This is a genomic window from Collinsella aerofaciens, assembly GCF_015558785.1.
In the GTDB taxonomy this organism is placed as follows: domain Bacteria; phylum Actinomycetota; class Coriobacteriia; order Coriobacteriales; family Coriobacteriaceae; genus Collinsella; species Collinsella aerofaciens_P.
Genome location: NZ_JADMOP010000015.1, coordinates 33,267 through 59,851 on the forward strand (window position 1 = coordinate 33,267; position 26,585 = coordinate 59,851).

The 26,585-nt window shown below is 60.3% G+C and carries 18 protein-coding genes and 1 tRNA gene; 12 read left to right on the forward strand and 7 right to left on the reverse strand.

Annotated elements, in window-relative coordinates; genetic code table 11:
• Positions 1-56 precede the first annotated feature (56 nt).
• From gltX to I2G40_RS07675, 5 genes are all read left to right on the forward strand, one after another.
• Entirely contained in the window at positions 57-1,532 is a 1,476-nt protein-coding gene (gltX, locus tag I2G40_RS07655) for a glutamate--tRNA ligase (protein ID WP_195544703.1), read from the forward strand.
• A gap of 89 nt (positions 1,533-1,621) precedes the next feature.
• Positions 1,622-4,075 carry a replication restart helicase PriA gene (gene priA, locus I2G40_RS07660; protein WP_324252587.1) on the forward strand — a complete coding sequence of 818 codons (2,454 nt, stop codon included), beginning with the start codon at positions 1,622-1,624 and terminating at the stop codon, positions 4,073-4,075.
• An 18-nt stretch (positions 4,076-4,093) separates the two neighbouring features.
• Positions 4,094-4,630, forward strand: coding sequence for a peptide deformylase (gene def, locus I2G40_RS07665; protein ID WP_195544704.1), 537 nt, complete (start codon positions 4,094-4,096; stop codon positions 4,628-4,630).
• Positions 4,631-4,959: 329 nt separating this feature from the next.
• A complete protein-coding gene (gene fmt / locus I2G40_RS07670; protein WP_195544705.1) occupies positions 4,960-5,880 on the forward strand; it encodes a methionyl-tRNA formyltransferase in 921 nt (306 codons plus the stop codon).
• Positions 5,877-7,277 carry an RsmB/NOP family class I SAM-dependent RNA methyltransferase gene (locus I2G40_RS07675; RefSeq protein ID WP_195544706.1) on the forward strand — a complete coding sequence of 467 codons (1,401 nt, stop codon included), beginning with the start codon at positions 5,877-5,879 and terminating at the stop codon, positions 7,275-7,277. Before fmt ends, I2G40_RS07675 begins: the two co-directional genes overlap by 4 nt.
• A 161-nt stretch (positions 7,278-7,438) precedes the next feature.
• Here the strand turns inward: I2G40_RS07675 and I2G40_RS07680 are convergent, their stop codons facing one another.
• The 7 genes from I2G40_RS07680 to glgB form a co-directional block, all read right to left on the reverse strand.
• Complete coding sequence (locus tag I2G40_RS07680; RefSeq protein WP_006233925.1) at positions 7,439-7,675, reverse strand: FmdB family zinc ribbon protein; 237 nt, start codon at positions 7,673-7,675, stop codon at positions 7,439-7,441.
• An 88-nt stretch (positions 7,676-7,763) separates the two neighbouring features.
• A complete protein-coding gene (locus tag I2G40_RS07685) occupies positions 7,764-11,060 on the reverse strand; it encodes a 4-alpha-glucanotransferase (protein ID WP_195544707.1) in 3,297 nt (1,098 codons plus the stop codon).
• Between the two features lie 218 nt (positions 11,061-11,278).
• Entirely contained in the window at positions 11,279-13,564 is a 2,286-nt protein-coding gene (glgA, locus tag I2G40_RS07690; RefSeq protein WP_195544708.1) for a glycogen synthase GlgA, read from the reverse strand.
• A gap of 90 nt (positions 13,565-13,654) precedes the next feature.
• Positions 13,655-14,782: a glucose-1-phosphate adenylyltransferase subunit GlgD gene (gene glgD / locus I2G40_RS07695; protein ID WP_195544709.1), complete on the reverse strand. Its 1,128-nt coding sequence runs from the start codon at positions 14,780-14,782 to the stop codon at positions 13,655-13,657.
• A 4-nt stretch (positions 14,783-14,786) separates the two neighbouring features.
• Positions 14,787-15,935 (reverse strand): glucose-1-phosphate adenylyltransferase, encoded by a 1,149-nt coding sequence (locus I2G40_RS07700; protein WP_006233920.1) that lies wholly within the window; start codon positions 15,933-15,935, stop codon positions 14,787-14,789.
• 108 nt (positions 15,936-16,043) lie between these two features.
• Positions 16,044-18,470 carry a glycogen/starch/alpha-glucan phosphorylase gene (locus tag I2G40_RS07705; RefSeq protein WP_195544710.1) on the reverse strand — a complete coding sequence of 809 codons (2,427 nt, stop codon included), beginning with the start codon at positions 18,468-18,470 and terminating at the stop codon, positions 16,044-16,046.
• A gap of 94 nt (positions 18,471-18,564) precedes the next feature.
• On the reverse strand, positions 18,565-20,826 hold the full coding sequence (gene glgB, locus I2G40_RS07710) for a 1,4-alpha-glucan branching protein GlgB (protein WP_195544711.1): 2,262 nt from the start codon (positions 20,824-20,826) through the stop codon (positions 18,565-18,567).
• Positions 20,827-21,157: 331 nt separating this feature from the next.
• Here glgB and I2G40_RS07715 point away from each other — a divergent pair, with 331 nt between their 5' ends.
• The 7 genes from I2G40_RS07715 to I2G40_RS07745 all read left to right on the forward strand — a co-directional run.
• Positions 21,158-21,847 (forward strand): HAD family hydrolase, encoded by a 690-nt coding sequence (locus tag I2G40_RS07715; protein ID WP_195544712.1) that lies wholly within the window; start codon positions 21,158-21,160, stop codon positions 21,845-21,847.
• Between the two features lie 9 nt (positions 21,848-21,856).
• Positions 21,857-22,498: a thiamine diphosphokinase gene (locus I2G40_RS07720; RefSeq protein WP_195544713.1), complete on the forward strand. Its 642-nt coding sequence runs from the start codon at positions 21,857-21,859 to the stop codon at positions 22,496-22,498.
• 115 nt (positions 22,499-22,613) lie between these two features.
• Positions 22,614-22,689 (forward strand) — tRNA-Ala (locus tag I2G40_RS07725).
• A 779-nt stretch (positions 22,690-23,468) separates the two neighbouring features.
• Positions 23,469-24,020 (forward strand): antiterminator LoaP, encoded by a 552-nt coding sequence (gene loaP, locus I2G40_RS07730; protein WP_324252588.1) that lies wholly within the window; start codon positions 23,469-23,471, stop codon positions 24,018-24,020.
• A 66-nt stretch (positions 24,021-24,086) separates the two neighbouring features.
• On the forward strand, positions 24,087-24,836 hold the full coding sequence (locus tag I2G40_RS07735) for a sugar transferase (protein ID WP_324252589.1): 750 nt from the start codon (positions 24,087-24,089) through the stop codon (positions 24,834-24,836).
• The gene (locus tag I2G40_RS07740) at positions 24,836-25,612 is read left to right on the forward strand and encodes a WecB/TagA/CpsF family glycosyltransferase (RefSeq protein ID WP_324252590.1); all 777 of its coding nucleotides are present in this window, start codon (positions 24,836-24,838) and stop codon (positions 25,610-25,612) included. Before I2G40_RS07735 ends, I2G40_RS07740 begins: the two co-directional genes overlap by 1 nt.
• A partial coding sequence (locus I2G40_RS07745; protein ID WP_229090711.1) for a UDP-N-acetylglucosamine 4,6-dehydratase family protein occupies positions 25,613-26,585 on the forward strand: 973 nt, incomplete at its 3' end. It lies immediately after the preceding gene.

Consider the following 26,585-nt stretch of genomic DNA (forward strand, 5'->3'; position numbering starts at 1 on the left):
TTTGATGCTTTATACTGGTGCGGTTAGACATCCATCCTGCAATCGAGGAGATTTCCATGGCATCAGACGTTCGCGTCCGCTTTGCACCCTCACCGACGGGCAAGCTGCACATCGGCGGCGCCCGCACCGCTATCTATAACTGGGCTTTCGCCCGTGCTAACGGCGGCACGTTCATCCTGCGCATTGACGACACTGACCCCACCCGCTCCACCGACGAGAACACGCAGATCATCCTGCGCGCCATGCGTTGGCTGGGCCTGGACTGGGACGAGGGTCCCGAGGTTGGCGGCGATTTTGGCCCCTATGCCCAGACCGAGCGCTTGGACCTGTACAAGCAGGCCGCCCAGAAGCTTTGGGACGAGGGCAAGGCCTATCCCTGCTTCTGCACCAAGGAGCAGCTCGACGCCGACCGCAAGGCCGCGCAGGAGCGCAAGGACCCCTTCCAGGGTTATCAGCGCCGTTGCCGCGATCTTGATCCCGAGGAGGCCCGCCGTCGCATTGAGGCCGGCGAGTCCTATGTCCTGCGCATCAAGGTGCCCGAGGACCGCGGAGACGTCGTCATCCACGATGCCGTCCACGGCGAGGTGACCTTTGATGCCAAGGAGCTCGACGACTTTGTCATCTTCCGTTCCGACGGCACGCCCACGTACAACTTCGCGACCGTCGTCGACGACGCCATGATGAAGATCACCCACGTCATCCGCGGCGACGACCACTTGTCCAACACCCCGCGTCAGGTCATGGTCTACGAGGCTCTCGGCGCGCCCGTGCCCACGTTCGCCCACATCTCCATGATCCTGGGCGCCGACGGCAAGAAGCTCTCCAAGCGCCACGGCGCCACCTCGGTGGAGGAGTACCGCGACGCCGGTTACCTGTCCGACGCCTTCGTCAACTACCTGGCTCTGCTCGGCTGGTCGCTCGACGGCGAGACCACGATCATCCCGCGCGATGTCCTGGCCAGCAAGTTCTCGCTCGACCGCATCTCCAAGAACCCCGCGACCTTCGACCCCAAGAAGCTCGATTGGGTCAATGCCGAGTACATCAACGGCATGTCCGATGCTCAGTTTGCCGACGAGATCATGGTCCCCGAGTTGCACGAGGCAGGCCTCATCGAGGGTAATGTCGAGTACGGCGAGGACTGGATCGACGCGCTTGCCGCCATCGTTAAGCCGCGCACCAAGATGCCGTCCGACGCCGTGACCGTCGCCGCTCCCATCTTTGCCACGGCCGAGACGCTCGAGTATGACGAGAAATCCGTCAACAAGGGCCTGGCCAAGGAGGGCATGGGTGCCATTCTGGACGCCGCCAAGGCCGCGCTCGAGGGTGTTACCGAGTGGACCGCCGCGAACATCGACGCCGCGCTTGAGCCGCTGCCCGAGCAGATGGACCTCAAGAAGCGCGTGGTGTTCCAGGCCGTGCGCGTCGCCGTTTGCGGCAACATGGTGAGCCCTCCGCTGGGCGAGACCATGGCGCTCGTCGGCCGCGACGACTGCCTGGCGCGCATCGACCGCGCCCGCACGATGGCGCTGTAATCGCTGCGCAAACGTATGTATCCGAGCCCCGTTCACCTCGAGCGGGGCTCTTGTTTCTGTAGACGAATGGGATAGGAGGTGCTGGATCCGTGGCCGAGCAACTGTCGCTGTTTGGTTCGCCGGAACCGGAGGAGGTTCCGGCGAAGCCAGCGCCTGCCGCTGCCTCGGCTCAGCCTAAGCCTGCACCTGAGCCCATCGCCGCCTATGCGAGCGTGGTCCTCGACATCCCGACGCATGCGCTGTCCGAGCCGTTTGCTTATGGCGTTCCGCAGTCACTCGCCAACGATGTCCAGATCGGCTCCACCGTCCTAGTTCATTTTGGCAACCGTGCGGCCGCGGGCTACATCGTCAACATCGCGCCCGAGCTGGCCGACCTGCAAGGTAACGACGCCCTCGACCCCGCGCGCATTAAAGCCATCGAGGCTATCCTCAGCAAACCGCTCTTTACCGCAGAGGCTGCCCGTATCGCACGCTGGATGAGTTACGAGTATGTCGCGACGCTTTCCGAGTGCCTGCGCCTGTTCTTGCCACCGGGCGGAAGCCCGCGCGTGGTCAAGGGCGACGACGGCGTGTGGACTGTCGAGCGCCCCGCCGTCAAGCCTATCCAAAACCGCTGGGTCATGCTTACGCCCGAGGGCTTCGACTATACGCCGCCCAAGACCGCGGTCCGCCAGCGTCAGCTCATCGAGGCGCTCCAGTGCGGCCCGGTCACGACGCGCGACCTCAACCTGCTTTACAACAGCATGTCGGCGACCATTAAGGCGCTCGAAAAACGCGGCGTCGTCGTGGTGGAGGAGCGCCGTGCGTGGCGTGGCTGCAGCGAGCAGACCACGCTGTCCTCGGCAAGCGGCAAGACGCCGGTCGCACTTACCAACGGCCAGCAGCAGGCACTCGCGCAGATTGAGCGCGCCCGTCTGGACGCTCATGGAGACGTGGTGCTGGTCGACGGCGTCACCGGCTCCGGCAAAACCGAGGTTTACCTTTCGGCGATTGAGCGCGTGCTGGCGGCCGGCCGTTCGGCCTGCGTGCTCGTGCCCGAGATCTCGCTGACGGCCCAGACCGTCGGCCGCTTCCGCTCGCGTTTTGGCGAGACGGTCGCCGTGTTTCATTCGCGCCTCTCGGCCGGTGAGCGCCTGGACCAGTGGGATATGGTCGCCAGCGGTGCGGCCCGCGTGGTCGTCGGCGCCCGCTCGGCGCTCTTTTGCCCGCTCAGCGACTTGGGCCTCATCATCATCGACGAGGAGCACGAGACCAGCTACAAGCAGGGCTCCAGCCCGCGCTACCACGCGCGCGAGGTGGCGGCCGAGATGGCGCGGCGTTATCGTTGCCCACTCGTGTTGGGCTCCGCCACGCCCTCGGCCGAGGCCCTCGACCGCTGCCGCCGTGGCACGTATAACGGTGCCACCTGGACGCGCGTCGAGATGCCCGAGCGCCCGGGACACGCTGTGCTGCCTACGGTTCGAATCGCAGACCTGCGCCGTGAGTTTTCTCACGGCAGCCGCTCCATGTTCTCAAAACCGCTGATGGAAGGCTTGGAACGCGTGGTCGAGCGCCGCGAGAAGGCCGTGCTGCTGCATAACCGCCGTGGCTTTGCGCCGTTCCTTATGTGCCGCGAGTGCGGCTGCGTCCCCACTTGCAACCACTGCTCCACCGCGCTTACGTATCACGAGCGCACACACACTCTGCAGTGCCACACCTGCGGTTCGTCTTGGCGCGTGCAGCCGTATCCCGCGCCCACGAGCCGTTGCCCCAAATGTGGCAGTCGCTACCTGGCAAAAATGGGTCTGGGCACTCAACAGGTCGAGGACGCGCTGCACCAGATGCTTCCCGAGGACGTCGCCATTATTCGCATGGATGCCGATTCCACGCGCGGCAAGGATGCGCACAAAAAGCTGCTCGAGCAGTTCGATGCCGCCGATTGTGCGGTGCTGCTGGGCACCCAGATGATCGCCAAGGGCCTCGACTTTCCCGAGGTCACGCTCGTGGGCGTGGTCAACGCCGATTTCGCCCTCAAGCTGCCGGACTTCCGCGCAGGAGAGCGCGCCTACGACCTGCTGGAGCAGGTTGCGGGCCGCGCCGGCCGCGGCGATCGCCCCGGCGAAGTTATCATCCAGACCTACCTGCCCGAGGATCCGGTCATTCGCGCCGTCGCTGAGCACGACCGTTCGATCTTTACCGACTACGACCTGGAACAGCGCCGCGACGCGCTATACCCGCCGTTTGTTCGCCTGGTCAACATCTTGGTGTGGTCGGCGAACCGAGACGACGCGCAAGACTACATCGGGCGCATTGCAAAGCTTCTTAAGCGCCGCTGGCATGCCGCCGCGCCCGACTTTTTGCGGGCGGGGAGTGCCGTGCCGCAGGTGCTTGGCCCGGCTTCGTGTGTAATCGAGAGAGCCAAGGACCGTTACCGCTTCCATCTGCTTGTGAAGTCGCCCGTGGGGTACCATGTCTCTGACGATATCGACGCCTGCCTCAAAGAGGTGGGCTCCGTGCGTGGCGTGAGCGTGAGCGTTGACGTCGACGCCTATGATTTGATGTAACAACCCGAAAGGATGGCCATGGAAGCCAACGGAATCGTACTGTCGCCCGACCCTCGTCTGCGCCAGGAGTGCGCCGTCATCGAGGAGATCACCCCGGCGATCGAGGCGCTTGCCGAGAAGATGAAGAAGATGATGTTCGAGAACGGCGGCTGCGGCCTGGCTGCCCCGCAGATTGGCGAGCTTATTCAGCTCGTCACCATCGACTGCGACTACAGCGACAAGAATGACTATGATCCGTACGTGCTTATTAATCCCGTCATTGTTGAGCAGAGTGACCATCTGGTGCCCTTTAGCGAGGGCTGCCTTTCCATCCCTGGCATTAGCTGCGAGATTGAGCGTCCCGACCATGTCGTCGTCGAGGCGTATGACTTGGATGCCAACCTTATTCGCTATGAGGCCACGGGTGATCTGTTCTGCGTGTGCTTGCAGCACGAGATCGATCACCTGCACGGCAATACCATGTTCGAGCGACTGAAGCCCATGCAGAGGCTCAAGGCAGTCAAGGAGTACCAGGACGCCCTGACCCGCGGCGCTCGACCGGGCGAGACCGAATAGGTTAATTGTCCGTCCCTGGGATGGGGCCCACACATATCATCCCGTGCTCAAACATTCTCGCTGCGCTGCGAAACTGCGCGCGGGACGATATGTGTGGGCCCCATCCCAGGGACTACGTTGTCGCTCTTCGTTTCGCCCGGGTGCCGTCGGGCCAGGGAGGGGCGTCTTCGCTGATAGGTGCTTTGTTGGGAGGGCTGCTTTTATGCGGCTCTTTCTTTGGTTTTGGGTTTATTTGTTTTTGTTGAAATGTTATTGCGGATGGGCTGGTGACTTGGCTTTCCGCCGCTATTTGTAGCCGTCTCGGCTTTGGTTGAGGGGAGACGTTCTTTATGCGTATTGTGTTTATGGGTACGCCTGATTTTGCTGTGCCTTCGCTGGTTTCGCTTGTTGAGGCTGGTAACGAGATTGCGCTTGTTGTTACTCGTCCTGATGCTGTTCGCGGGCGTGGTAAGAAGCTGGAGCCGTCTCCTGTTAAGGCTAAGGCGCTTGAGCTGGGGTTGCCGGTTGTTGAGGCTAATCGTATGACGCCTGAGGTCGTTGAGGCGCTTAAGGCTGCCCAGGCTGACATTTTCTGCGTGGCTGCCTATGGTTGCATTTTGCCGGATGACGTGCTGCATATGGCGCCGCTTGGTATTGTGAATGTTCATGCGTCCTTGCTGCCTCGTTGGCGTGGGGCTGCTCCCATTCAGCGTGCGATTCTCGCTGGTGATGAGGTTGCCGGCGTTTCCATTATGCGTATTGGGCATGGCGTGGATACCGGCGCTTATTGTGCGCAGGCCTCGACCTCGGTTGCCGGTAAGCATGCTGAGGCGCTGACCATGGAGCTTGGTGAGCTTGGCGGCAAACTGCTTGCCGATACGCTTCCTTCGCTTGCCGATGGCACCGCCGTGTGGATTGAACAGGATGAGTCGCTTGTTACCCATGCTGCCAAGATTTCTAAGCAGGAGATGCGTCTTGACCCTCAGATGGCGGCACTTGATTGTGTGCGTCATGTGCTTGCCTCGTCCGACACCGCTCCCGCTCGTTGTGTGATTGCCGGCAAGTCGGTTCGCGTGCTCGATGCTGAGCCGGCTGATGTGTCGCTTGGCGAAGGCGCTGTTGCCGTTCAAGCCAAGCGCGTCTACCTTGGTCTTTCCGATGGCCCGGTTGAGTTGCTCGAGGTTAAGCCCGATGGCAAGCGTGCCATGGCCGCTTCTGCTTGGGCTGCTGGGCTGCAAGGCGCCGATCTTATCTGGGGTGTTTTGTCATGAGCAAGCTGTCTCCCGCGCGCAAACTTGCGCTCGATGTGCTAATGGAGGCCGATCGCCGCGGCATGTATGCGCGTGACGTGCTGTCCACTCGCGCATCGGCCAAGGCTATTGACCAGCGCGATTCCGCTTTTGCCGCCCGCTTGGCGCTGGGTGTGGCCGCTACGCAGGGTATTTTGGACGAGCTGCTCGATCAGTTTCTCGATAAGCCTAAAAAGGTTGCGCCGCGTGTTCGCATGGCACTTCGTATCTCAGCCTTCGAGATGCTCTATCTGCATACGCCTGGCCGCGTTGCGGTGAGTCAGGGCGTTGAGCTGGTGCGCAGCGGAGCTAAGTCTGCCGCCGGTTTGGCCAATGCCGTGCTGCATAAGGTCGCGGACAACGTTGAGGACTTTGCCACGGCGTCCGATGTAGACGAGTCTGAGCGACGCTTGGTTCGTCTGTCGCGCCTGATGGGTCTGCCGCGTTGGCTGTGCGCTCGTATTATGGCGTCGTTTGACACGCCCGAGGGTGCGCTTAACTTTGCCGGCAATCTGGCCCCCGCGCCGCTGGCCCTGCATGAGAACGCCTTTGCGACTAAGCCCGATCCGTATATCTCGCAGCTCGTCGCGCCTGTCTTCCCGGGCTGCCATGCTCCGGTTGATGCCCAGGTTACCGTTGCTTCGGGTGTGTTTGAGCGTGCTGCCGCGGTGGCCTCGGACCTTAACGCTCAGCTCATCGCCACAGCTGCCACGCGCCTTGGAAGCTGCCTTGAGATTGGCGCCGGTCGCGGTACCAAGACCTATGTGATGATGTGCCAGGCCAAGCGCGCCGGCTATGAGCGTCTGCATACGGCACTTGATCTTCATGACCGTAAGTGCGACCTAAATCTCGCGCGCCTTCACAAGGCGGGTATTCAGGGCGTTCGTACGGTTTCGGGCGATGCCTGCGAGCTTGATGAGGTGCTCACATCGTTTGATGCCATGCTTGGCGAGCCGGTTAAATTCGACACGGTCTTTATCGATGCGCCGTGCTCGGGCACCGGAACCATGCGTCGTCATCCCGAGATTCCGTGGCGTCTGACCGAAAAGGATGTGACGGTTGAGCTGCCCAAACTGCAGCTGTCGATGCTCAAGGAAGCCGCCGCGCGCGTGGCTGCCGGCGGCGAGCTCATCTATGCGACGTGCTCCGTCTTCGACGAGGAGAACACGCAGGTGGTGGACGCGTTCCTTGCTTCTCCCGAGGGTGCCGGCTTTAGCGTGGCACCGCTTTCCGAGGCACAGATTCTGCAACTCCCCGAGTTCGATCAGGCCAAGAAGCTCGTATCCGTACGCCAGAACGATCGAGGCCTCTTCCAAAGCGTGCCGGTAAACGCCGACTCCTACGACGGCCACTTCTGCGCCAGACTGGTCCACAAGTAACGACTAAGTTGCGGTGAAATAGGGAATGAAAAGCCGCTTCTGCCCGCCAAACAGTCCTTATTTCACCGCAACTCACAAGGAAACCTGGGTAGCTTAATTAACTACCCATAGAGCAAAGAAATAGCCCCGCGATCGGTTTTGGTCGCGGGGCTGCTTGGTTCCTAGTGGCTATGCGGGCAGTTGGCGCAGCAGCCACTGGTGGCGTTGGTACTGGAGCCGCCGCTTCGTTGATCGGTGTTGTAGAAACCGCTGCCCTCAAATTTAATGCCGCTGGCCGAGAACGTCTTGGCCGCCGGGGCACCGCAGCTGGGGCACACGACCTCGGGAGTCTCGGACATGGGATGCTCAACCTCAAACACGTTGCCGCAGCTCGAGCACTTGTAATCGTAGCGCGCCATAATACTTCCTTTTCAGCACAAAGCGGGCAGATTACTCTGCCCGCATAAATTCAAACGTCTGTAACTGTACCCTATATCGGGGGTTTTATCACGCTTCACCCCAGAATCTATGGTTGTTGCGCAGGAGCTGTGCGGTTTTGTTCTCGGCGGCTGCAATGTCCGCCTCGTCAGCCTGCCAGGTCCAGTTGCCCGTGGCCACGCCCGGAACGTTCATGCGCGCGTCGTCGCCAAGCCCCAGGACATCCTGCAGTGGCATCATCACCAGGGGAGCGTCGCTTGCCAGCGCGTCGCTCATCAGCTTGGCCGCCACCTCAACACCGCTCGGTTCATCGCCGCCCGCAAAGGTACGGGTGCACCAACCGGCCAGCGTCGACGTATCGTGCGTCGAGGTGTACAGAATCTTGCCGGGCGTGGGATGCACACCGCAACGAACGTCGTAGTCGCTAAACTCCAGCACGTCCATGCCGGGGAAACCGCAGGTCGATGCCATGGCACGAACACCGGGCGTCAGATAGCCCAAGTCCTCAGCGATAAAGTTGAGCGGACCCAGTTCGTCATAGGCGGTCTGGAACAGGTCCTTGCCCGGGCCCGCCAGCCAGCGGCCGTCGGCGCATGCCTTGCCCGCGGGAATGCTGTAATAGCTGTGGAATCCCAGGAAGTGATCCAGACGCACGCGGTCGTAGAGCGAGAACGCGCGGCGCAGGCGATCCATCCACCAACTATAGCCGTTCTGCTTCATGTGGTCCCAGCGGAACGTCGGGTTGCCCCACATCTGGCCCTCGGGCGCAAAGTTGTCGGGCGGCGCGCCGGAAATCTCAATCGCCTTGCCGGTATCGGACAGCCAGAAGTTCTCGGGTTCGCTCCACGCGTCTGCCGAATCGTCGGACACGTACATAGGAATATCGCCGATGACCTCGATGCCCTTCTTGTGCGCATAGTTCATGAGCTCACACCAAGCGAGGTCAAAGCGGTACTGCATGTACGCCTGAAGCTCGGCCTCGTTGTGGAAGCGCTTGTCGTCGATTAGATGCTCGTTGTAGCGAGCGACATCTGCCGGCCAATTGTGGCGAGACTCGCCCTCAAAGTACTTTTTGACGGCCATGTAGACGCAGTACTTCTCGAGCCAATCGGCATTGCGATGTTTAAACGCGGTGTACAGCGGATCGGCATCCTCGCCTCCGCGGGCCTTCCAGGTCTCAAAGTCGGCTGCCAGCTCCTCGTGGCTTTCGGGCAGCAGGTCGATATTGCCTGCAAAGGCCGAAGGACCGGCGTAAGGGGAGCGGAAGAAGTCCGTGGGATTGACGGGGAGAACCTGCCAGTAGCGCATGCCCATGGCGGCCAGATGGTCGATAAAACGACGCGTGGGCGCGCCGATCGTACCGGGCTCGCCGTCGTCGGTCGGCACTGATGTGATATGGCATACAACACCCGCACCGTGATCGAGCGGCTCCTGCAGGCGCTGCTCGGCGTGGTGATAGATGATCGACGAACCGAGCGGGTACAGGTCGAGCGTGACCGTGCCGTTGTGGATCTCGCACTCATGACCGCTGATCACGTCACTTGCACATTCGTCGAGCGCCGGAATCGTCACACGATGCGAGTTGCGCAGGCTGCGGTTAATGATGACGGTCGCGGACTCGCCGTCTTTACCGGTACGGTTGTAGGCCAGCACCTCGTCATTGAGCGCAAAGGCCTTGATTTCACCGTCGATCATAAACGGCAGCGCGCGGCGCACAGCAGATGCGTTCTTGACGATTGCGAACGTATCGAAGTCGTGCAGGTCTTCCTTGGTCGGCAAGGTGCGGCGATTACCCGGATCGGTGAGTCCCTCCAAGCCGTACTCGTCACCGTAATAGATTGAGGGAACGCCCGGGAACGTCATCTGCATGAGCGTCGCCAGCCAAAAGCGGCTCTTGGCCAGGCCCATGGAGTTCTCGTCCAGGCGCCATTTGCTGCGCTCACTCTCGGGCAGCTGCGACTCGTCGGGGCCACCGCCGAGCACCGAGATAATGCGCGGGCGGTCGTGGCTCGACAGCAGATTGAGCGCGCAAGACAGGGCCTCACGCGGATAGTTCTCGCGTAGGGTCTCGATATCCTCGGCTGCTTGGTAGGCGTTTTTGTAGCCCATCAAAAAGCCGATGACCATGTCGCGGAAGGGGTAATCCATGGCCGAGTCGAGCTCGGAGCCTTGTAGATAGCGACGCAGATGGCCGTAGCTGATCTTGTTGGAGGCATCTTCCCAGACCTCGCCGAGCAGCAGCGCGTCGGGCTTCTCGGCGAGCACGGCCTTTTTGATCTCGGTCAGGAAGTCATCGGAAAGCTCGTCGGCCACATCGAGGCGCCAGCCATGGGCACCGGCGCGCAGCCATTTGCGGATGATACCGTCCTTGCCCAGAATCCGCTCGCGTACCAGTTCGGAGCTCTCATTGATGGCGGGCATATTGCCCACGCCCCACCAGCAGTCGTACGAGCCGTCCTCGTGGAAATAAAACGCATCACGCCACGGAGAGTCCTCGCTCTGCCACGCGCCGACACCGGGATAGTTGCCGTAGCGGTTAAAGTAGATCGAATCGTCGCCCGTGTGGTTGAACACACCGTCCAGAATGATGGAAATGCCCAGCTTCTCGGCCGCCTCGCACAGCTCAGTAAAGTCCTGCTCGGTGCCCAGAATCGGATCGATCTTGGTGTAATCGGCGGTGTCGTAGCGGTGGTTGCTCGCGGCTTCAAAAATGGGGTTGAGGTAGATGGCTGTAAAGCCCAGTTCGGCGATGCGAGGCAGGTCATTCTGGATACCCTTGAGCGAGCCGCCGTAAAAATCCCAGGTCTTGATGGAGCCGTCTTCGGCACGCTCGTACTCGGGCGGTTCGTTCCAGTCCTCGACCATGCGGCGCTGGATTCCGTTGCGCGGTTTTTCAACTTCGGCCAGCGTTCGCTCGCGCCAGTTTTCGTCGCGGGCATAGCGGTCGGGGAAGATCTGGTAGACCATGCCCCGCTCGTACCAGGTGGGACGGTTCTCGCGATGCTTGTAGACGGTAATCTGGAACGACGGGACCTCGGCGTAATCGTAGGTCACACCCTCGCCACCGGTGCGACCCTGCGGTGCACCCAAGCGGACCTCGGGCTGGCCCTCGATGTTGCAGATAAAGCTGTACCAAATAAGACAGGGCTCGGTGCACTCAAGCTCTACGGTAAATATGCCGTCGCCCTCGTGCGTCATGGGATACAGAGACTCACCGATTTCATCGACCCAGGTACGCAGGGTAAGCGTTGCCTGCGCGGGATCGGCATCCTCCAGAATCACGGAGAGTGAAAGGGTAGTTCCTGTGGTCACAGCGCCAAACGGAGTGCGAAACTGCGGCAGACGGCTGTTGTGTATCAATCTCATAGTACGGTCCAGTTCAATAGAATCATGGCCTGCGGGCCATGGGCTTTACGCACAGGATGTAAGTATATCTGTTGTACACAGGCTGTATAAACAACATCCGTTTACCATCGGCGAACGGTTGTCCTAGAAAATCGTTTTACCAACTACCTACAGAGAAGGGGCACCCAGTTGGAGCGCCCCTTGCATAGGGTTTGATGAGGTTTTGGATCGTCTATGGGCTAGCGGCGTTTGCGGGTGGCCGTGGCCTTGCGGACGGACGTCTTCTTGGACGGGGCCTTTTTCTCTGCCGGAGCGGCGGGGGAGACCGGAGTCTCCTTGGTGGGTTCTGGCTTGGCCTCTGCCTTCGGGGCAGCCTTGACCTCAGCGGCCTTCGGCGCCGGCTTGGTCTTTACCTCGGCCTTGGACTCGTCTTTTGCAGCAGCGGGCTTAGTCTCTGCCTTGAGAGTCGTGGTCTTTGCCGTGGTCTTCTTGGCTGTCGTCGTGCGCTTTCGCGTGGTGGTCTTGGCGGCGGGCTTGGTCTCGACGGTTGCCTCCGCCTTGGACTCTGCAGGCGTCTCCTCGACCTTGGCTGCCGGCATTGTGGCTGACTTGGTCGTGGCGGCCTTCGTGGTCGTCGACTTGCTTGCCGTGGTCTTCTTGGCTGCCGTTGCCTTCTTGGCGGTCGTGGTCGTCTTCTTTGCAGCAGTCTTGGTCGGAGCCTTAGCGGCCGGCTTGGCCTCAGAGACCTCGGCCTTTACCTCGGGAGCAGCCTCGGCTTCGGCGGCCTTCTTGGCAGCTGCGGTCGTGCGCTTACGCGTGGTCGTTGCCTTGGCAGCCGTTGTTTTAGTCGCGGCAGCCTTAGTCGTCGTAACCTTCTTAGCGGTCGTCTTGCGGGTCGTGGTCTTCTTAGCCGCGGGCTTTGCTGCGGGCTTGATCTCGGCCTCAGCCTCAGGAGCAACCTCAGCCTTCATCTCAGGCTCGGCCTTTGCGGGCTCAGCTTCAACCGGCTTCTCCTCGGCCACAACCGCGGGCTCGTCGACAACAGCCGCCGGGCGCTCAATCTCCGGGTGCATAAAGAAGTACAGGTCCAGATACTTATCGGCCGAGCGCGTCCAGCTAAAGTCCTGGCTCATGGCCTGCGTGACCAGCTGGTTCCATGCGTCGCGGTTATCCCAGAACAGACGCGCCGCGCGGAATACCGCATCGCCCATCTCGTCGCCGTTAAAGTTGCTAAACGAGAAGCCCGTGCCCTCGCCGGTAAACTCGTTGTACGGGATCACGGTGTCCTTCAGGCCGCCGGTCTCGCGCACGATGGGCAGGGTACCGTAGCGCATGGCGATGATCTGCGACAGGCCGCAGGGCTCAAACTTCGAAGGCATTAGGAACATGTCGGCGGCAGCATACATGCGCTGCGACAGCGCCGGATCGAACTCGATGCGTGCGGCCATGGTGCCGGGGTACTTGTCCTGGAAGTAGCGTAGACCGTCCTCGTAGTCGCGGTCGCCGGTGCCCAGCACCGCCACCTGCACGCCGCCGGCCAGGATGCGGTCGAGCGCGTACATGACCAGGTCCATGCCCTTCTGGCGCGTCAGGCGCGTGACCATGACCATAAGCGGACGATCGTCGCGAACCTCGAGCCCCAGCTCCTCCTGCAGCTTGGCCTTGCACACGGCCTTGCCGGAGCGGTCCTCGACGGTGTAGTTGGCGGCAATGCGTTTGTCGGTCGCCGGGTCAAAGCCCGCCACGTCAATGCCGTTCAAAATGCCCTGCAGCGCATAGGAGCGCTCGCGCAGCACACCGTCCAGGCCCTCGCCAAATTCGGGCGTCTGGATCTCGTTGGCATAGGTGGGGCTCACCGTAGTGATGGCGTCGGCATAACGTAGGGCGCCCAGCATGTAGTTGATGCTGCAGGCGTCGCAACGCAGCTGCGAAGCGGCCGCCGGAATGTGCGCCACACCCAGGATGTCCTCCATCACGGTATCGCTAAACTGGCCCTGGAACGCCACGTTGTGAATCGAGAAGACGGTCTTAACGCGGTCATACAGCGGCAGGCCCTGGTAGAACTCGCGCAAAAACACGGGAGCCAGCGCCGTCTGCCAGTCGTTGCAGTGCAGGATGTCGCACTCAAAGCCGGCCGGCAGGTGCTGCAGGCTCTCGGTGATGGCCTTGGAGAAGAACGCAAAACGCTCACCGTCGTCAAAGAAGCCGTACGGATAGTCGCGCGCAAAGTAGCGCTCGTTGTCGATGAACATATAGGTGACGCCGTCGTGCTCGAGCTTCTCGAGTCCGCAGTACTCATTGCGCCAGCCCAGGCTAACGTAAAAGTCGGAGAAGTGCTCCATCTGCGCCTTGTACTCGTCCTTGATGGTGGCATACTTGGGCACCATCACGATGACTTCGGCGCCGGCGCGCACAAGCGCCGCAGGCAGCGAGCCCGCCACGTCGCCCAAGCCACCGGTCTTCACAAACGGTGCGCACTCGGCCGAGGCAAACACGATCTGCATCTTTTTGCTGGAATCAGCCATATTGTCTCCCATGTTGTTATTCGAGAATAGCCGCCAGGCGCGAACCGGGCGGCTATTCTACATGTTACGAGCGATGTTGCGGTGCCAACGTTAACGCACGATCGTGGTATCGGAGGTTAACGGAGCCTTTCCCAGCACCAGGATATTCTCGGGCGTGCCGCGAAGCTCGGTGTTGGTGGGAACCACGTTGTTCTTGTCCAGGATGGCATTCTCAACACGGGCGCCACTCTTGATGATGCAGCTCTGGTTGATGATCGAGTTGGTCACCGAGGCTCCTTCCTCGACCACAACGCCGCGCGACAGGATCGAGTTGCGCACGGTGCCCTTGATGATGCAGCCGGCCGAGATGATCGAGTTACACGCGTGGCTGCCGGGCGCATAGCGCGAAGGCGGCACGTCGTGAGCCTTGGTCAGGATCGGGCGCTCGGGATCGAAGAGCTGGTCGGCCACGGTCTGGTCGAGCAGGTCCATGCTGCGGCGATACAGCGACTTTTCGCTAAACACGCCCACGACCTCGCCCTTGTACTCGTAGCTGCACACATCGATGTTGCCAAAGTCGCCCTGGAGTGCCTCGAGCAGGTCCAGATAGTCGGCGGCCTGGTAGTGGTCGATGATCTCGAGCAGCGTCTCGCGGTTGACGATGCAGCAGTCCATGGAGGCGTTGTCGCCGTACACGACGCCGGCGCTCACGCCCGTCAGGCGGCCGTTCTCGTTAATTTCGAGTTTGGTCTCGTCATCGACGTTGTGCGTGGCCTTGCAGTACACCACGGTCATCTGGGCACCGGAGTTCTCGTGCGCGTCGATGATGGTGTTGAGGTCCATGTTAAAGATGATGTTGGTGCCCATCATCACAACGTAGGGCTTATCCGAGCGCTGGAACAGCGTCTTGTTGGAGATGATGTCGCGCAGCAGGAGGCGCATGCCGCCCTTGGTGGTGCCATACGCGTTGCCGGGAACCATGAACAGGCCGCCCTTTTTGCGGTCCAGGCCCCAGTCCTTGCCCGAGCCCACGTGGTCGATCAGCGAGCGGTAGTTGCCCGGCATGACGACGCCGACGGTCTTAATGCCGGCATTCATCATGTTGGACAGCGGGAAATCGATCAGGCGGTAGCGGCCCAAAAACGGAACGGACGCGATGGGGCGGTCCTTGAGCAGAACGCTGCCGTAGGTCGAAGAGTAGTTAGCGGTGATATAACCGATGGCCTTGCGATTGATCATCGGATCATTCCCCCTTCCCGATAACGACGTCATTTCCAACGACGGCCGTATCCTTGGTGGTATCGACAGAGCCGAGCTTCACGCCCTCTTCGACCGTGGAGTTCTCGCCCAAAATAGCACGGCAGATGTGCGCGCCGCTCTTAACGTGCGCACCCGGCAGCAGCACGGAGTCCTCGACCACGGCGCGCTCCTCAATGATGACATCGGTCGAAAGGATCGAGTGGCGAGCGGTGCCGTAGATCTTGCAGCCGTTGGAGACCAGGCAGTCGTCCAGTCGGCCGTCCGGGCCAATGTAGTGCGGCGGACGCGTGGTGATGTTGGACATAATGGGGAAGTGCTTGTCAAACAGATCGAACTCGGGGTTGTTGCCCAGCAGGTCCATCGAGGTCTCGTGGAAGCTGGCGATGGTGCCGACGTCCTTCCAAAAACCGTGGAACTCGTAGCTGTACAGGCGCTTGCCCTCGCCGAGCAGCTTGGGGATGATGTCCTTGCCAAAGTCGTGGCTCGAGCGCTGGTCCAGAGCGTCCTCCTCGAGTGCCTCGATCAGCACGTCGGCCGAGAAGATGTAGATGCCCATGGATGCGAGGTTCGAATCGGGCTTATCGGGCTTCTCGGTGAACTTGGTGATGCGGCCGTCCTCGGGGTCGGTGGTCAGGATGCCAAAGCGGCTGGCCTCCTCCCACGGCACGGGCATAACGCTCACCGTGAGGTCGGCGTTGTTCTCAATGTGCGTCTTGAGCATCTTGCGGTAATCCATACGATACAGATGGTCGCCAGACAGAATCAGGACGTACTTGGGGTCGTTGGCCTTGATATAGTCGAGGTTCTGCGTAATGGCGTCGGCCGTGCCCGCATACCAGGCGCCGCCGGTCTGCGTCTCGTACGGCGGCAGAATCGACACGCCGCCGTCACGGCTGTCCAGATCCCAGGCCTCGCCGGAGCCCACATAGGCATGCAGCAGGTAGGGACGGTACTGCGTCAGAACGCCCACCGTGTCGATGCCCGAGTTGGAGCAGTTGGACAGCGAAAAGTCGATAATGCGGAACTTGCCACCAAAGCTAACCGCCGGCTTAGCGATCTTTTGGGTGAGTGCCCCCAATCGGCTGCCCTGTCCTCCTGCGAGGAGCATCGCGATGCATTCTTTCTTACTCATCGATTTCTCCTTCTGTCATCGATGTTCTTAAACCCATTAGCGACGGGCGCGGCGCTCGGTCGCGCCCGTCGAGTAATGCCGTGCTGGCATTAGGGAGCTCGTGCGCCTTTACGCGTGCCAGATCTCGTCGCGGTACTCGCGAATGGTGCGGTCGCTCGAGAACCAGCCGGAGGAGGCGGTGTTGAGCAGCGCCTTGCGGTTCCAGGTCTCCTGGTTGCCGTAGCTGTTCGTGAGCGCCTCCCAGGCGTCGACGTAGCTGCGGAAATCGGCCATGACCAGGTCGGGGTCGTTGTTGTTCATGAGCTCGTTGTAGATGCTCTCGAAGTTGCCCGAAAGACCCGCAAAGGTGTTGTCCTTGAGCTCGTCCATCACGCGGCCCAGACGCTCGCGGTCGCCGTTGAGGGTATCCCACGCAAAGTAGCTGTTGGATGCCCAGAGCTGCTCGACCTCGGGAGCGGTCAAGCCAAAGATGGCCTCGTTCTCGCGTCCGGCCAGGTCGGCGATCTCGATGTTGGCGCCGTCGAGGGTGCCCAGCGTAATGGCGCCGTTCATCATGAGCTTCATGTTGGACGTGCCCGAGGCCTCCTTGCCGGCCGTGGAGATCTGCTCCGAGATCTCGGCGGCGGGGTAGATGAGCTGAGCGTTGCTCACGCGGAAGTTGGGGATAAAGCAAACCTTCATGACCTCGTTCACGCGGGCGTCGTTATTGATGACGTCGGCCACGGAGTTGATCAGGCGGATGGTCTCCTTGGCGAAGGTGTAGCTCGAGGCGGCCTTGCCGCTATAGATGAAGGTCGTCGGCGTTACGTGGAAGTTGGGATCGGCGATGCGGCGGTTGTAGATGTCCATCACCTTCATGATGTTCATGAGCTGGCGCTTGTAGGCATGGAAGCGCTTGACCTGGACATCGAAGACGGTGTTGGGGTCGATGACCAGACCGGTCTCGGCCTTAACGTAGGCGGCCAGGCGCTCCTTGTTGGCGCGCTTGGAGGCACCCACGGCCTTCAGGAACTCGGTGTCGTCCTTAAACTCCTTGAGCTTCTCCAGCTCAAAGGCGTCCTTCAGCCAGCCGTCGCCAATGGCCTCGGTCACGAGCTTGGCGTAGGTGGGGTTGGCCTCGGCAAAGAAGCGACGGTGCGAGATGCCGTTGGTCTTGTTGTTGAACTTTTCGGGCGTCAGGGCATAGAAGTCCTTGAGCACGATGTTCTTGATGATGTCGGAGTGGATCTTGGCCACGCCGTTGACGCTATGGCTGCAGATCACAGACAGGTTGGCCATGCGAATCTCGCCGTCCCACAGGATGGCGGTCTGGCGCAGACGCTCCTGCCAGCCCTCCTGCGTGGTGTCGAACGACTCGTGCCAACGACGGCTGATCTCGTCGATGATCTGGTACACGCGGGGAAGCAGCTTGGAGAACGTGCCGATGGGCCACTTCTCCAGTGCCTCGGGCAGGATGGTGTGGTTGGTGTAGCTCACGACCTGCGTCACGATGTTCCAGGCGTCATCCCACTCGAGCTTCTTCTCGTCGATGAGGATACGCATGAGCTCGGGGCCGCACATAGCGGGGTGCGTGTCGTTGGTGTGGATGGCCACAAACTGCGGCAGCAGCTCCCAGTTCTCGCCGTGCTCCTTCTCAAAGGTGTCGAGCAGGCTGTAGATGCCGGCCGACACAAACAGGTACTCCTGCTTCAGGCGCAGCAGACGGCCGTGCTCGCCGGCGTCGTTGGGGTAGAGGATGGCGCTGATGGCCTCGGCCTCGGCGCGCTCGGCGTCTGCCAGGGCGTAGTCGCCGCGGTTGAAGGCCTCCAGATCGAAGTGCTCCTCGACCGGCTCGGCGGCCCAGACGCGCAGCTTGTTGACGGTCTCGCCGGCATAGCCCACCACGGGGATGTCATAAGGGACGGCCAGGATGTCCTGCGTGTCCACCGTGCGGTAGAACGTGCGGCCGTTCTCCTCAAAGCCCTCGACGCGGCCACCAAACTTAATGGTCACGGCCTTATCCTGACGACGGACCTCCCAGGGATAGCCGTGGGTGAGCCACTCGTCGGTGGCCTCCACCTGGCTGCCGTTGACAATCTCCTGCTTAAACAGGCCGTAGCGGTAGCGCATGCCGTTGCCGTAGCCGGCAATGCCCTCGGCTGCCATGGAATCCAGGAAGCATGCGGCCAGACGGCCCAGGCCACCGTTGCCCAGTGCCGGATCGGGCTCCTGGTTCTCGATGACGGACAGGTCAAAACCCATGTCGTCGAGCGCCTCGGCGACCATGTCGCGCACGCCAAAGTTGAGCAGGTAGTTGTCGAGCAGGCGGCCGATCAAAAACTCGATCGAGAAGTAGTACACGCGCTTCTTGCCCTCGGCGGCCGCACGGGCGTCACTCTTGGTAGCAACGGTGCGTGCCTTCTCGGCCACGAGCTTGGCCAGGGCGTTAAAGCGGTCGAGGTCGCTGGCGGCCTCGATGCTCTTGCCGCTAATGCTCATGACGGCATCGCGATAGAGCTCGGTAAACTCCTGCTTGTTGTCGAAGATCTTATTCATACGTTCCTTTCCCCCGGGGATATTTCTCCCGGAACGGTTATGACATGTATCCTACGCCCCCGCGGGGCGGGTAATTACAGTGGTAACACCTTTGTTACGCTTTCTTGGCAGGAGCCTTAACAGCAGCTGCCCTGGCCTTGGGAGCAGCCTTTTTGGGGGCCGCCTTCTTGTCCGTGGTGGACTTGGCCGAAGCCTTGGCAGCGGGCTTGGCAGCCTTCGCCTTGGCCGGAGTCTTCTTGGCAGCTGCGGTCTTGGGCTTCACCGAGGACGCACGCTTGCGCATCGCCTTCTTGGGCTCCTCGACCACGGGCGGCTTATAGCTGCTGGGACCGCGGCGCTTAAGCACCACGCCAGCCAGGCCGGGCACCTTGATCTCGATGGAGTCCATCTGCCCGTTCCAGGGATAGGGCTCGCTCGAGCAGGTGTAGGGCTCCTCACCGGCATAGCCGCTGCCGCCGAACTCGGGACGGTCGGAATCGAAGATGACCTCCCAGTCACCCTCGCGCGGCACGCCCACACGGAAGCTCTCGTAGCTTGCCGGGTCAAAGTTGATCAGGATCACCAAGTCGTCATCGACGTCCTCGCCCTGACGCACAAAGCTCACGATGGACTGCTTGGAGTTATCCGCGTCGATCCAGGTGAAGCCGTCGTCGGTGTAGCCGCGCTCGTACAGGGCGGGCTCAGCGGTGTACAGGTGGTTGAGCGCCTTGATAAACGCCTGATGATGACGGTGGGTCTCGTACTCCTCGGTCAGGAACCATTGGATCGACTCGTAGTAGCGCCACTCAATAAACTGGCCGATCTCGTTGCCCATAAAGTTGAGCTTGGCACCGGGGTGCGTCATTTGGTAGAAAGCCAGCGTGCGCAGGCCGGCAAACTGACGCCACCAGTCGCCCGGCATGCGGCCGATGAGCGAGCACTTGCCGTGAACAACCTCGTCATGGCTGAGCGGGCAGATGAAGTTCTCGGTAAAGGCGTACATGATGGAGAACGTGAGCAGCCCGTGGTTGCCGGGGCGCCACGGAAAATCGGTCTGCATGTAGTGCAGGGTGTCGTTCATCCAGCCCATGTCCCACTTGTAGTGGAAGCCCAGGCCGCCGTCCTGTGGCGGATAGGTCACGAGCGGCCACGCGGTGGACTCCTCGGCCATCATCATCACGTCGGGGTAGTGCGCCTCCACGGCGCAGTTGACCTGACGGATAAATGCGCTGGCGTCCAGGTCCTCCTCGGTACCGTACTTGTTGAACTTCTTTTGTCCGGGGTCGTCGATGCCAAAGTTGAGGTACAGCATGCTGGACACGCCGTCCATGCGAATGCCATCAACGTGGAAGTTTTCGAGCCAATACAGCACGTTGGAGACCAGGAAGGAGCGGACCTCGCCGCGGGCGAAGTCAAACTTATGCGTGCCCCAGTTGGGGTGAATCTCGTGCTCAAACAGCATGTGACCGTTAAAGGTGGCAAGGCCGTGGGAGTCGGCGCAAAAACCGCCGGGCACCCAGTCCATGATCACGCCGATACCCGCCTCGTGGCACGCATCGATAAAGTGCATGAGCTGCTGCGGGTTGCCGTAGCGCGACGTGGCGGCGTAGTAGCCGGTCGTCTGGTAGCCCCATGAGCCATCGAAGGGATGCTCCATAAGCGGCATGACCTCGATATGCGTGTAGCCCATATCGCGCACGTAGTCCACGAGCTCCACCGACAGGTCGTCGTAGGTGTAAAACTCGCCGCGCTGCGCGGGGAAGGGGTCCATGGGGCCGGGGTAGTTGCCGTACTCGTCCGGCTCGCCCTGCGGCGCGTCGCCGTGGCGCTTCCACGAGCCAATATGCACCTCGTAGATGTTGAGCGGCTGCGACATGTGGTTGTGGCCGGCGCGGCGCTTGAGCCAGGCGTCGTCGTTCCACTTGTAGCCATCGAGGGTCCACAGCACGCTCGCGGTACCCGGAGGGCACTCGGCCTTAAAGGCGTATGGATCGGCCTTGTAGAGCTTCTCGCCCTCGTTGGTCTCGATGAGATATTTATAGAGCTGGCCCTGCTCGGCCCCAGGAATAAAGCCTTCCCAAATAGCGCTCGTATGCACGGGCACCAGCGGGTTGGCTTCCTCATCCCAGTCGTTAAATTCGCCAATGACGTGAACACTCTTTACGTCGGGCGCCCAAACGCAAAAACGCCAGCCACGCGTACGGTTCTGCGTGTCGGGATGCGCGCCCATCTTTTCCCAGCTGCGCTCCCACGTACCGATGCCAAACAGATAGACATCGTCTTTGGTGAGCTCCGGTGCGTGCGGGGCGGCTTTACGGGTAGCAGGCTTTTTGGTTGCTGGCTTTAGCTTTGTATCGCTCACGTTTGATCCCATCATGACGCGGCAGCGTGTTGCCTTGGTGACTAGATGCGAAAGGTCCAAGGCTGCACGAATCGAAGGGACGGCGATAGTTCTATGATTCGTTCCACCTCGCGTGCTCGGTGGAACTTTCGGCAAAAACTACGATAACACCTGTACGTTACTTATATGAACGAAAGTGTTTTTGCGATGGCGTTTAATCGGTAAGCGCCATGTTTATACCACTGGCAGAATTGCGATGGTAAAACTCTTGACAGTTTTACCAATTAGGTTTTCTAGATAGTTAGGTTGACGTTTGGTAAAACGTTTTTAGCAGGTTGTTTACCCTTTGACATCGAAAGGCATGTTTATGGACCACATCGCCGCCTCAAGTGTTGCTTTTATTTTCGATTGCGACGGCACACTGGTTAATAGCACCCCCGTTTGGGCCTATGCCCAGCCCGAGTTATTGCACCGCCACGGTATTGACGTGACGGTCGACGATTTTGCCCAGTTTGAGCATTTGTCGCTCGAGGACGAGTGCCAGGCCTACCACGACATCTGGGGTATTGGCGAAAATGGCGAAGAGCTCTACCACGAGCTGAGCGACATCCTGATCGATGGCTACTCCAAGGTGCCGCCGCGTGAGGGCCTGCTTGCATTTTTGAAGCAGGCGCAGGAGGCCGGTATTGCCATGTGCGTTGCCACGTCCACGCCCGCCGAGTTGGTTACGTCTGCACTTGCGGGCGCCGGCCTTGATCGCTATATGGAGTTTATTACCACGACGGGCGAGGCGGGCCGCTCCAAGCAGTTCCCCGATGTGTATGAGCTGGCGCTGCGCCGCCTTGAGGAGCGCCACGGCTGCAAGTTTGAGCGCGCCTGGGTGTTTGAGGACGCCGTCTTTGGCCTAAAGAGCTCTGGCACTGCAGCCTTTAAGCGCGTGGGTATCTATGACCCGCACGGCCGTATGGAGCGCGATGAGGTGCGTGCCAACTGCGACATCTTTATCGATAGCTATGAGGACCTGGATCTGGCCCGCGTTCTTACGTTTGAGGGATAGGCGAGAGCTGTGGCTTGTAAGGTGTTAGTGGTCTGCGGCTCGCCCGTGGTGGCGAGCGCGAATCTGTTGCGTAGGCTAGCAGGGGAGTGTGACCACGTTGTCGCCGTGGACCGTGGACTCGACGCGCTGCTGGGCGCCGGCCTAGGCTGCGATGTATATGTAGGGGACGCCGACACGGTGAGTGATGCGGGTCGCGCGTTAGTCGATGCCGCCACCGACTTTGAAGTTGAGCGCCACGATCCGTACAAGGACTATACCGATCTGGCTCTGGCGCTCGATTCCATCCTCCGTCGCTGGCCGGGTGCCGAGGTTGTGGCAACCTGTGCTACTGGCGGCCGCCCGGACATGGCGCTTTCCGTACTGGGCCTGCTCGCTGGCTACGAGCATGCCCCAGTCTGGATTGCCGAGGACAAGGTGGTCGCCCGCATCCTTCGCGCAGGCGAAACGTGGACCATCGAAAGCGCCGAAGGCAAAACGTTCTCCATCATCGCTATTGCCCCAAACACCGAGGTAAGCGAACACGGCCTAGAATGGGAGTTAGATCACGCCTCGCTGGGCTTGTTGGCTGATACGGGCATCAGCAACGTTGTCAGGTCAACAGCCACGATCCAAGTCCACACCGGCACCGCCATCGCTTACCTCTACAAGTAAGGTCTATCGCATCAGGGTTTTATCCACCGTCCAAGGAAAACGCGTAAGGCGGTAAATCAATCCAAAATTCCCCTTGCATCCCCGAAGATCTTCCCCTATAGTACTACCTCGTCACGGGGGCGTAGCTCAGCTGGGAGAGCGCTTGACTGGCAGTCAAGAGGTCAGGGGTTCGATTCCCCTCGTCTCCACCATCGTGAATTCAAAGGCCTTCGGTATCCCGAAGGCCTTTTTTCATGCCAAAATATCTCGCGCCGCAAACCCCACATACGCCAACAAAAAGTTGCACAATTTATTTCCCATCTCTGTACATAGTTTGTTAGACAAACGCAATTACCAGTGCAGCTCGCCGTTCCATTTGTGCTTCAAGATCACCCTTAATCACCGCTAGCACCCCAATAACCTGCATCAATGTGAACAACATCCCAAAACAACCCCCTTAAGCACGCCAAATGAACGATATGTTGTCCGACGCAGCCCAAATCAGTTTCGCTACCAGCTTGTGCTAGGATACCTAATGTTACATGAGTTCAACTGCGCTCACGGCTCCAGCAAGTCGCAAAGCGCAGGGTCGATCAGCATCCGGCCGTAACGGCGGTGCCAGAAACACCACGAGCTCCAATATCGATTGCCATACTCGATTTTGCATTAGTTTTTGTGGCTATTTATAAGTTCGCATTACGCGTGCAATAAGTTGGTATGGCAAACCACATCAGTCCTACAGCTGTTTGCGTGCGGTCCAGTTTTGTTCCCGCTTGACTGGTTCGCACGCAGCCAGCTGGGGATGCGGTCTTTTTGCGATACACGTCCGCGTCTCTAGCAACTGCATTTGTACATACCGTTCACGGTGGGGCAGAGCCACGTGCTTGTCTAACTGGGCTCAGGGTTTGAATATGGAGCGCCTTCGCGCACGAGCGCCCTGGCGAAGCCATACCCAAACCCCGTGAGCCACACGTAAGACAGCAAGGGGGTGGTGCTCGTGTGGTATGTGATCCAGGTCATTAGCGGACGCGAAGATGTAATGCGCGAGCGCATCGAGCGTATGGTGCCTACGAGCGCCATGCAGGAGCTCTTTTATCCTCAATTTCAAACCGAAATTAAAGTACACGGCGAATGGGTCAATACGACTAAGCCGCTCTTTCCCGGTTATCTTATCTGCGATACGGCAGATCCTCGAACCGTGCAACAGTATCTGCTACGTATGGACGACTTTGCCCGGGTGCTTTCCCAGGACGGTCAGTTTGTGCCGCTGGCAAAAGAAGAGGTTCAGCTTATTGGCGGCTTTACGCATAGGGGAGACCGCGTAGTGCCCATGAGCGAGGCCCTAAAAGACGGCGACCAGGTCGTAGTTACGGCAGGTCCGCTGCTGGGCCACGAAGGCCTTATCAAAACCATTAATAGACGCAAGAGCACTGCTTATTTGGAGCTCGATCTGTGCGGTCGACGCGTAACTACGCGCGTTGGCCTTGCTGTGCTTTCGGCCGAGCAGCGCGTCATGCGCAACCTTAAAAAGGCGATCGCCTAGTTGCAGGCGATCGCTACACAGAACAGGGAGGATCCCCGACCCGGGGACGAAGTCTTGGAAGAAAACGTGTCGGATAAAACTCAATTTGCAACGGATGCGCCCGTGGGGGCCGCACTGATTGCTCAGGCCATGGACCGACGTGAGGGTGCTGGCCGCTACAAGGCCATGCAATCCATCATGGACTGGGATCGCTCGCGCCTGGCCTACCGGGCCGTCAAGCGCACATTCGACATCGCGTTTAGCGGCTGCGTGCTGGCCGTCATCGCCGTACCCAGTCTGGTGCTTGCCGCGGCAATCCGCCTGGAGAGCGAGGGCAACCCCTTCTACAGTCAAATTCGCGTGGGCCAGACCCACCGCGACGGCAGCCTGTCCACCTTCCGCATGTGGAAGTTCCGCAGCATGTACAGGGACGCCGACGAGCGCCTCGCCGAGCTCAAGGGGCAGAACGAGATCGCCGGCGCCATGTTCAAGATGAGGGAGGACCCCCGCGTCACCAAGATCGGCAGGTTCATCCGCAAGCATTCCATCGACGAGTTTCCGCAGTTCGTCAACGTGTTCCTGGGGCAGATGTCCGTCGTGGGCCCGCGCCCGCCGCTGCCTAACGAGGTGGCCGAGTACACAGAATTCGACCTGCAGCGTCTGGCCGTCAAGCCCGGCATCACCGGCTGGTGGCAGGTGACCGACCGGAATTCAACGGGTTTCGACGGTATGGTTCAGCGAGATCTTGAGTACATTGCGAGGCGTGGCATTCTCACCGACTTAAGGATTATCGCCCTCACCGTTATTGAAATAATCACGGGAAAGGGTGCGTTTTAGTGCTTAAGTCCTATCTTCATTATCCCGAATTAAACCGTGTGCCCGTGATCGATGTCCCGATCACGGGCACCAATATGTCTGAATGCGTCGATTTCATTACTCATAATATCGACAATCTGCATGGCGAGTATATCTGCGTCTCTAACGCCCATACGTCGGTCATGGCCCATGACGATCCCAGCTACTGGTCCTGTCAGGCTGAGTCCGTTATGTCCGTTCCCGATGGGAAGCCCCTATCGGTTGTCGGCCGAAAGACGGTCACGTCGATGAGGCGCGTGACTGGTCCGGATCTGATGCGCGAGATTTTCAGTATTTCCGCTCAGCACGGATGGAGCCATTACTTCTACGGCAACGAACAGAAAAACCTCGAGGCGCTCAAGGAATCGCTTCAGGAAGAGTATCCAGGCTTGGAAATTGCTGGCATGGAGCCTTCCGTCTTTCGTCCACTTTCCGATGGAGAGAAACGAGACCTTTCACGACGCATTGCCGATTCTGGAGCCGACTTTGCATGGATTGCACTTGGCGCTCCGCGCCAGGAAGTCCTCATGCATGAGCTTAAAGGCGGCCCTCAGCCACTGATGATCGGCGTAGGGGGAGCCTTCAACGTCCTCGCCGGCGTGGTGCCGGAGGCACCGATTTTGATGCAGAACCTAAGTCTCGAGTGGCTATACCGCCTGATGCAGGAGCCGAAGCGACTATTCAAACGATATCTCGTTACTAATACCAAATTTCTCATTTACCAGATCACGGGCGCTAAACGCAAGGAAGGCAAGTAGATGAAACCCACCAACGCATTCAAAGACAAGACCCTCATGATCACGGGCGGCACCGGCTCGTTCGGCAACACCGTGCTCAAGCACTTCATGGACACCGACCTTGCCGAGATCCGCATCTTCTCGCGCGACGAGAAGAAGCAGGACGACATGCGCCACCGCCTGCAGGAGAAGTCGCCCGAGCTCGCCTCCAAGGTGCGCTTCTTCATCGGCGACGTCCGCAACGCCCAATCGGTGCGCGACGCCATGCACGGTGTGGACTACATCTTCCACGCCGCCGCCCTCAAGCAGGTGCCCTCCTGCGAGTTCTTCCCCATGGAGGCCGTGCGTACCAACGTCATCGGCACGGACAACGTCCTGCACGCCGCCATCGACGAGGGCGTCGACCGCGTCGTGTGCCTGTCAACCGACAAGGCCGCATACCCCATCAACGCCATGGGCAAGTCCAAGGCCATGATGGAGTCCATCATCTACGCCAACGCCCGCAACGGCGCCGGCCGCACCACCATCTGCTGCACCCGCTACGGCAACGTCATGTGCTCGCGCGGCAGCGTCATCCCGCTGTTCATCGACCGCATCCGCAAGGGCGAGCCGCTCACGGTCACCGACCCCAACATGACCCGCTTCCTCATGAACCTGGACGAGGCGGTCGACCTGGTGCAGTTCGCCTTCGAGCACGCCAACCCCGGCGACCTGTTCATCCAGAAGGCCCCCGCCTCCACCATCGGCGACCTCGCCGAGGCCGTCCAGGAGGTCTTCGGCCGCGTTGGCACCCAGGTGATCGGCACCCGCCACGGCGAGAAGCTCTTCGAGACCCTCATGACCCGCGAGGAGCGCCTGCGCGCCGAGGACATGGGCGGCTACTACCGCGTCGCCTGCGACTCGCGCGACCTGAACTATGGATTGGCTACACTGATGTGGACAGTTCCGGGAGGGGCGCAGGAGACGGGAGGGCCGTATATGAGGGACCCCAGGC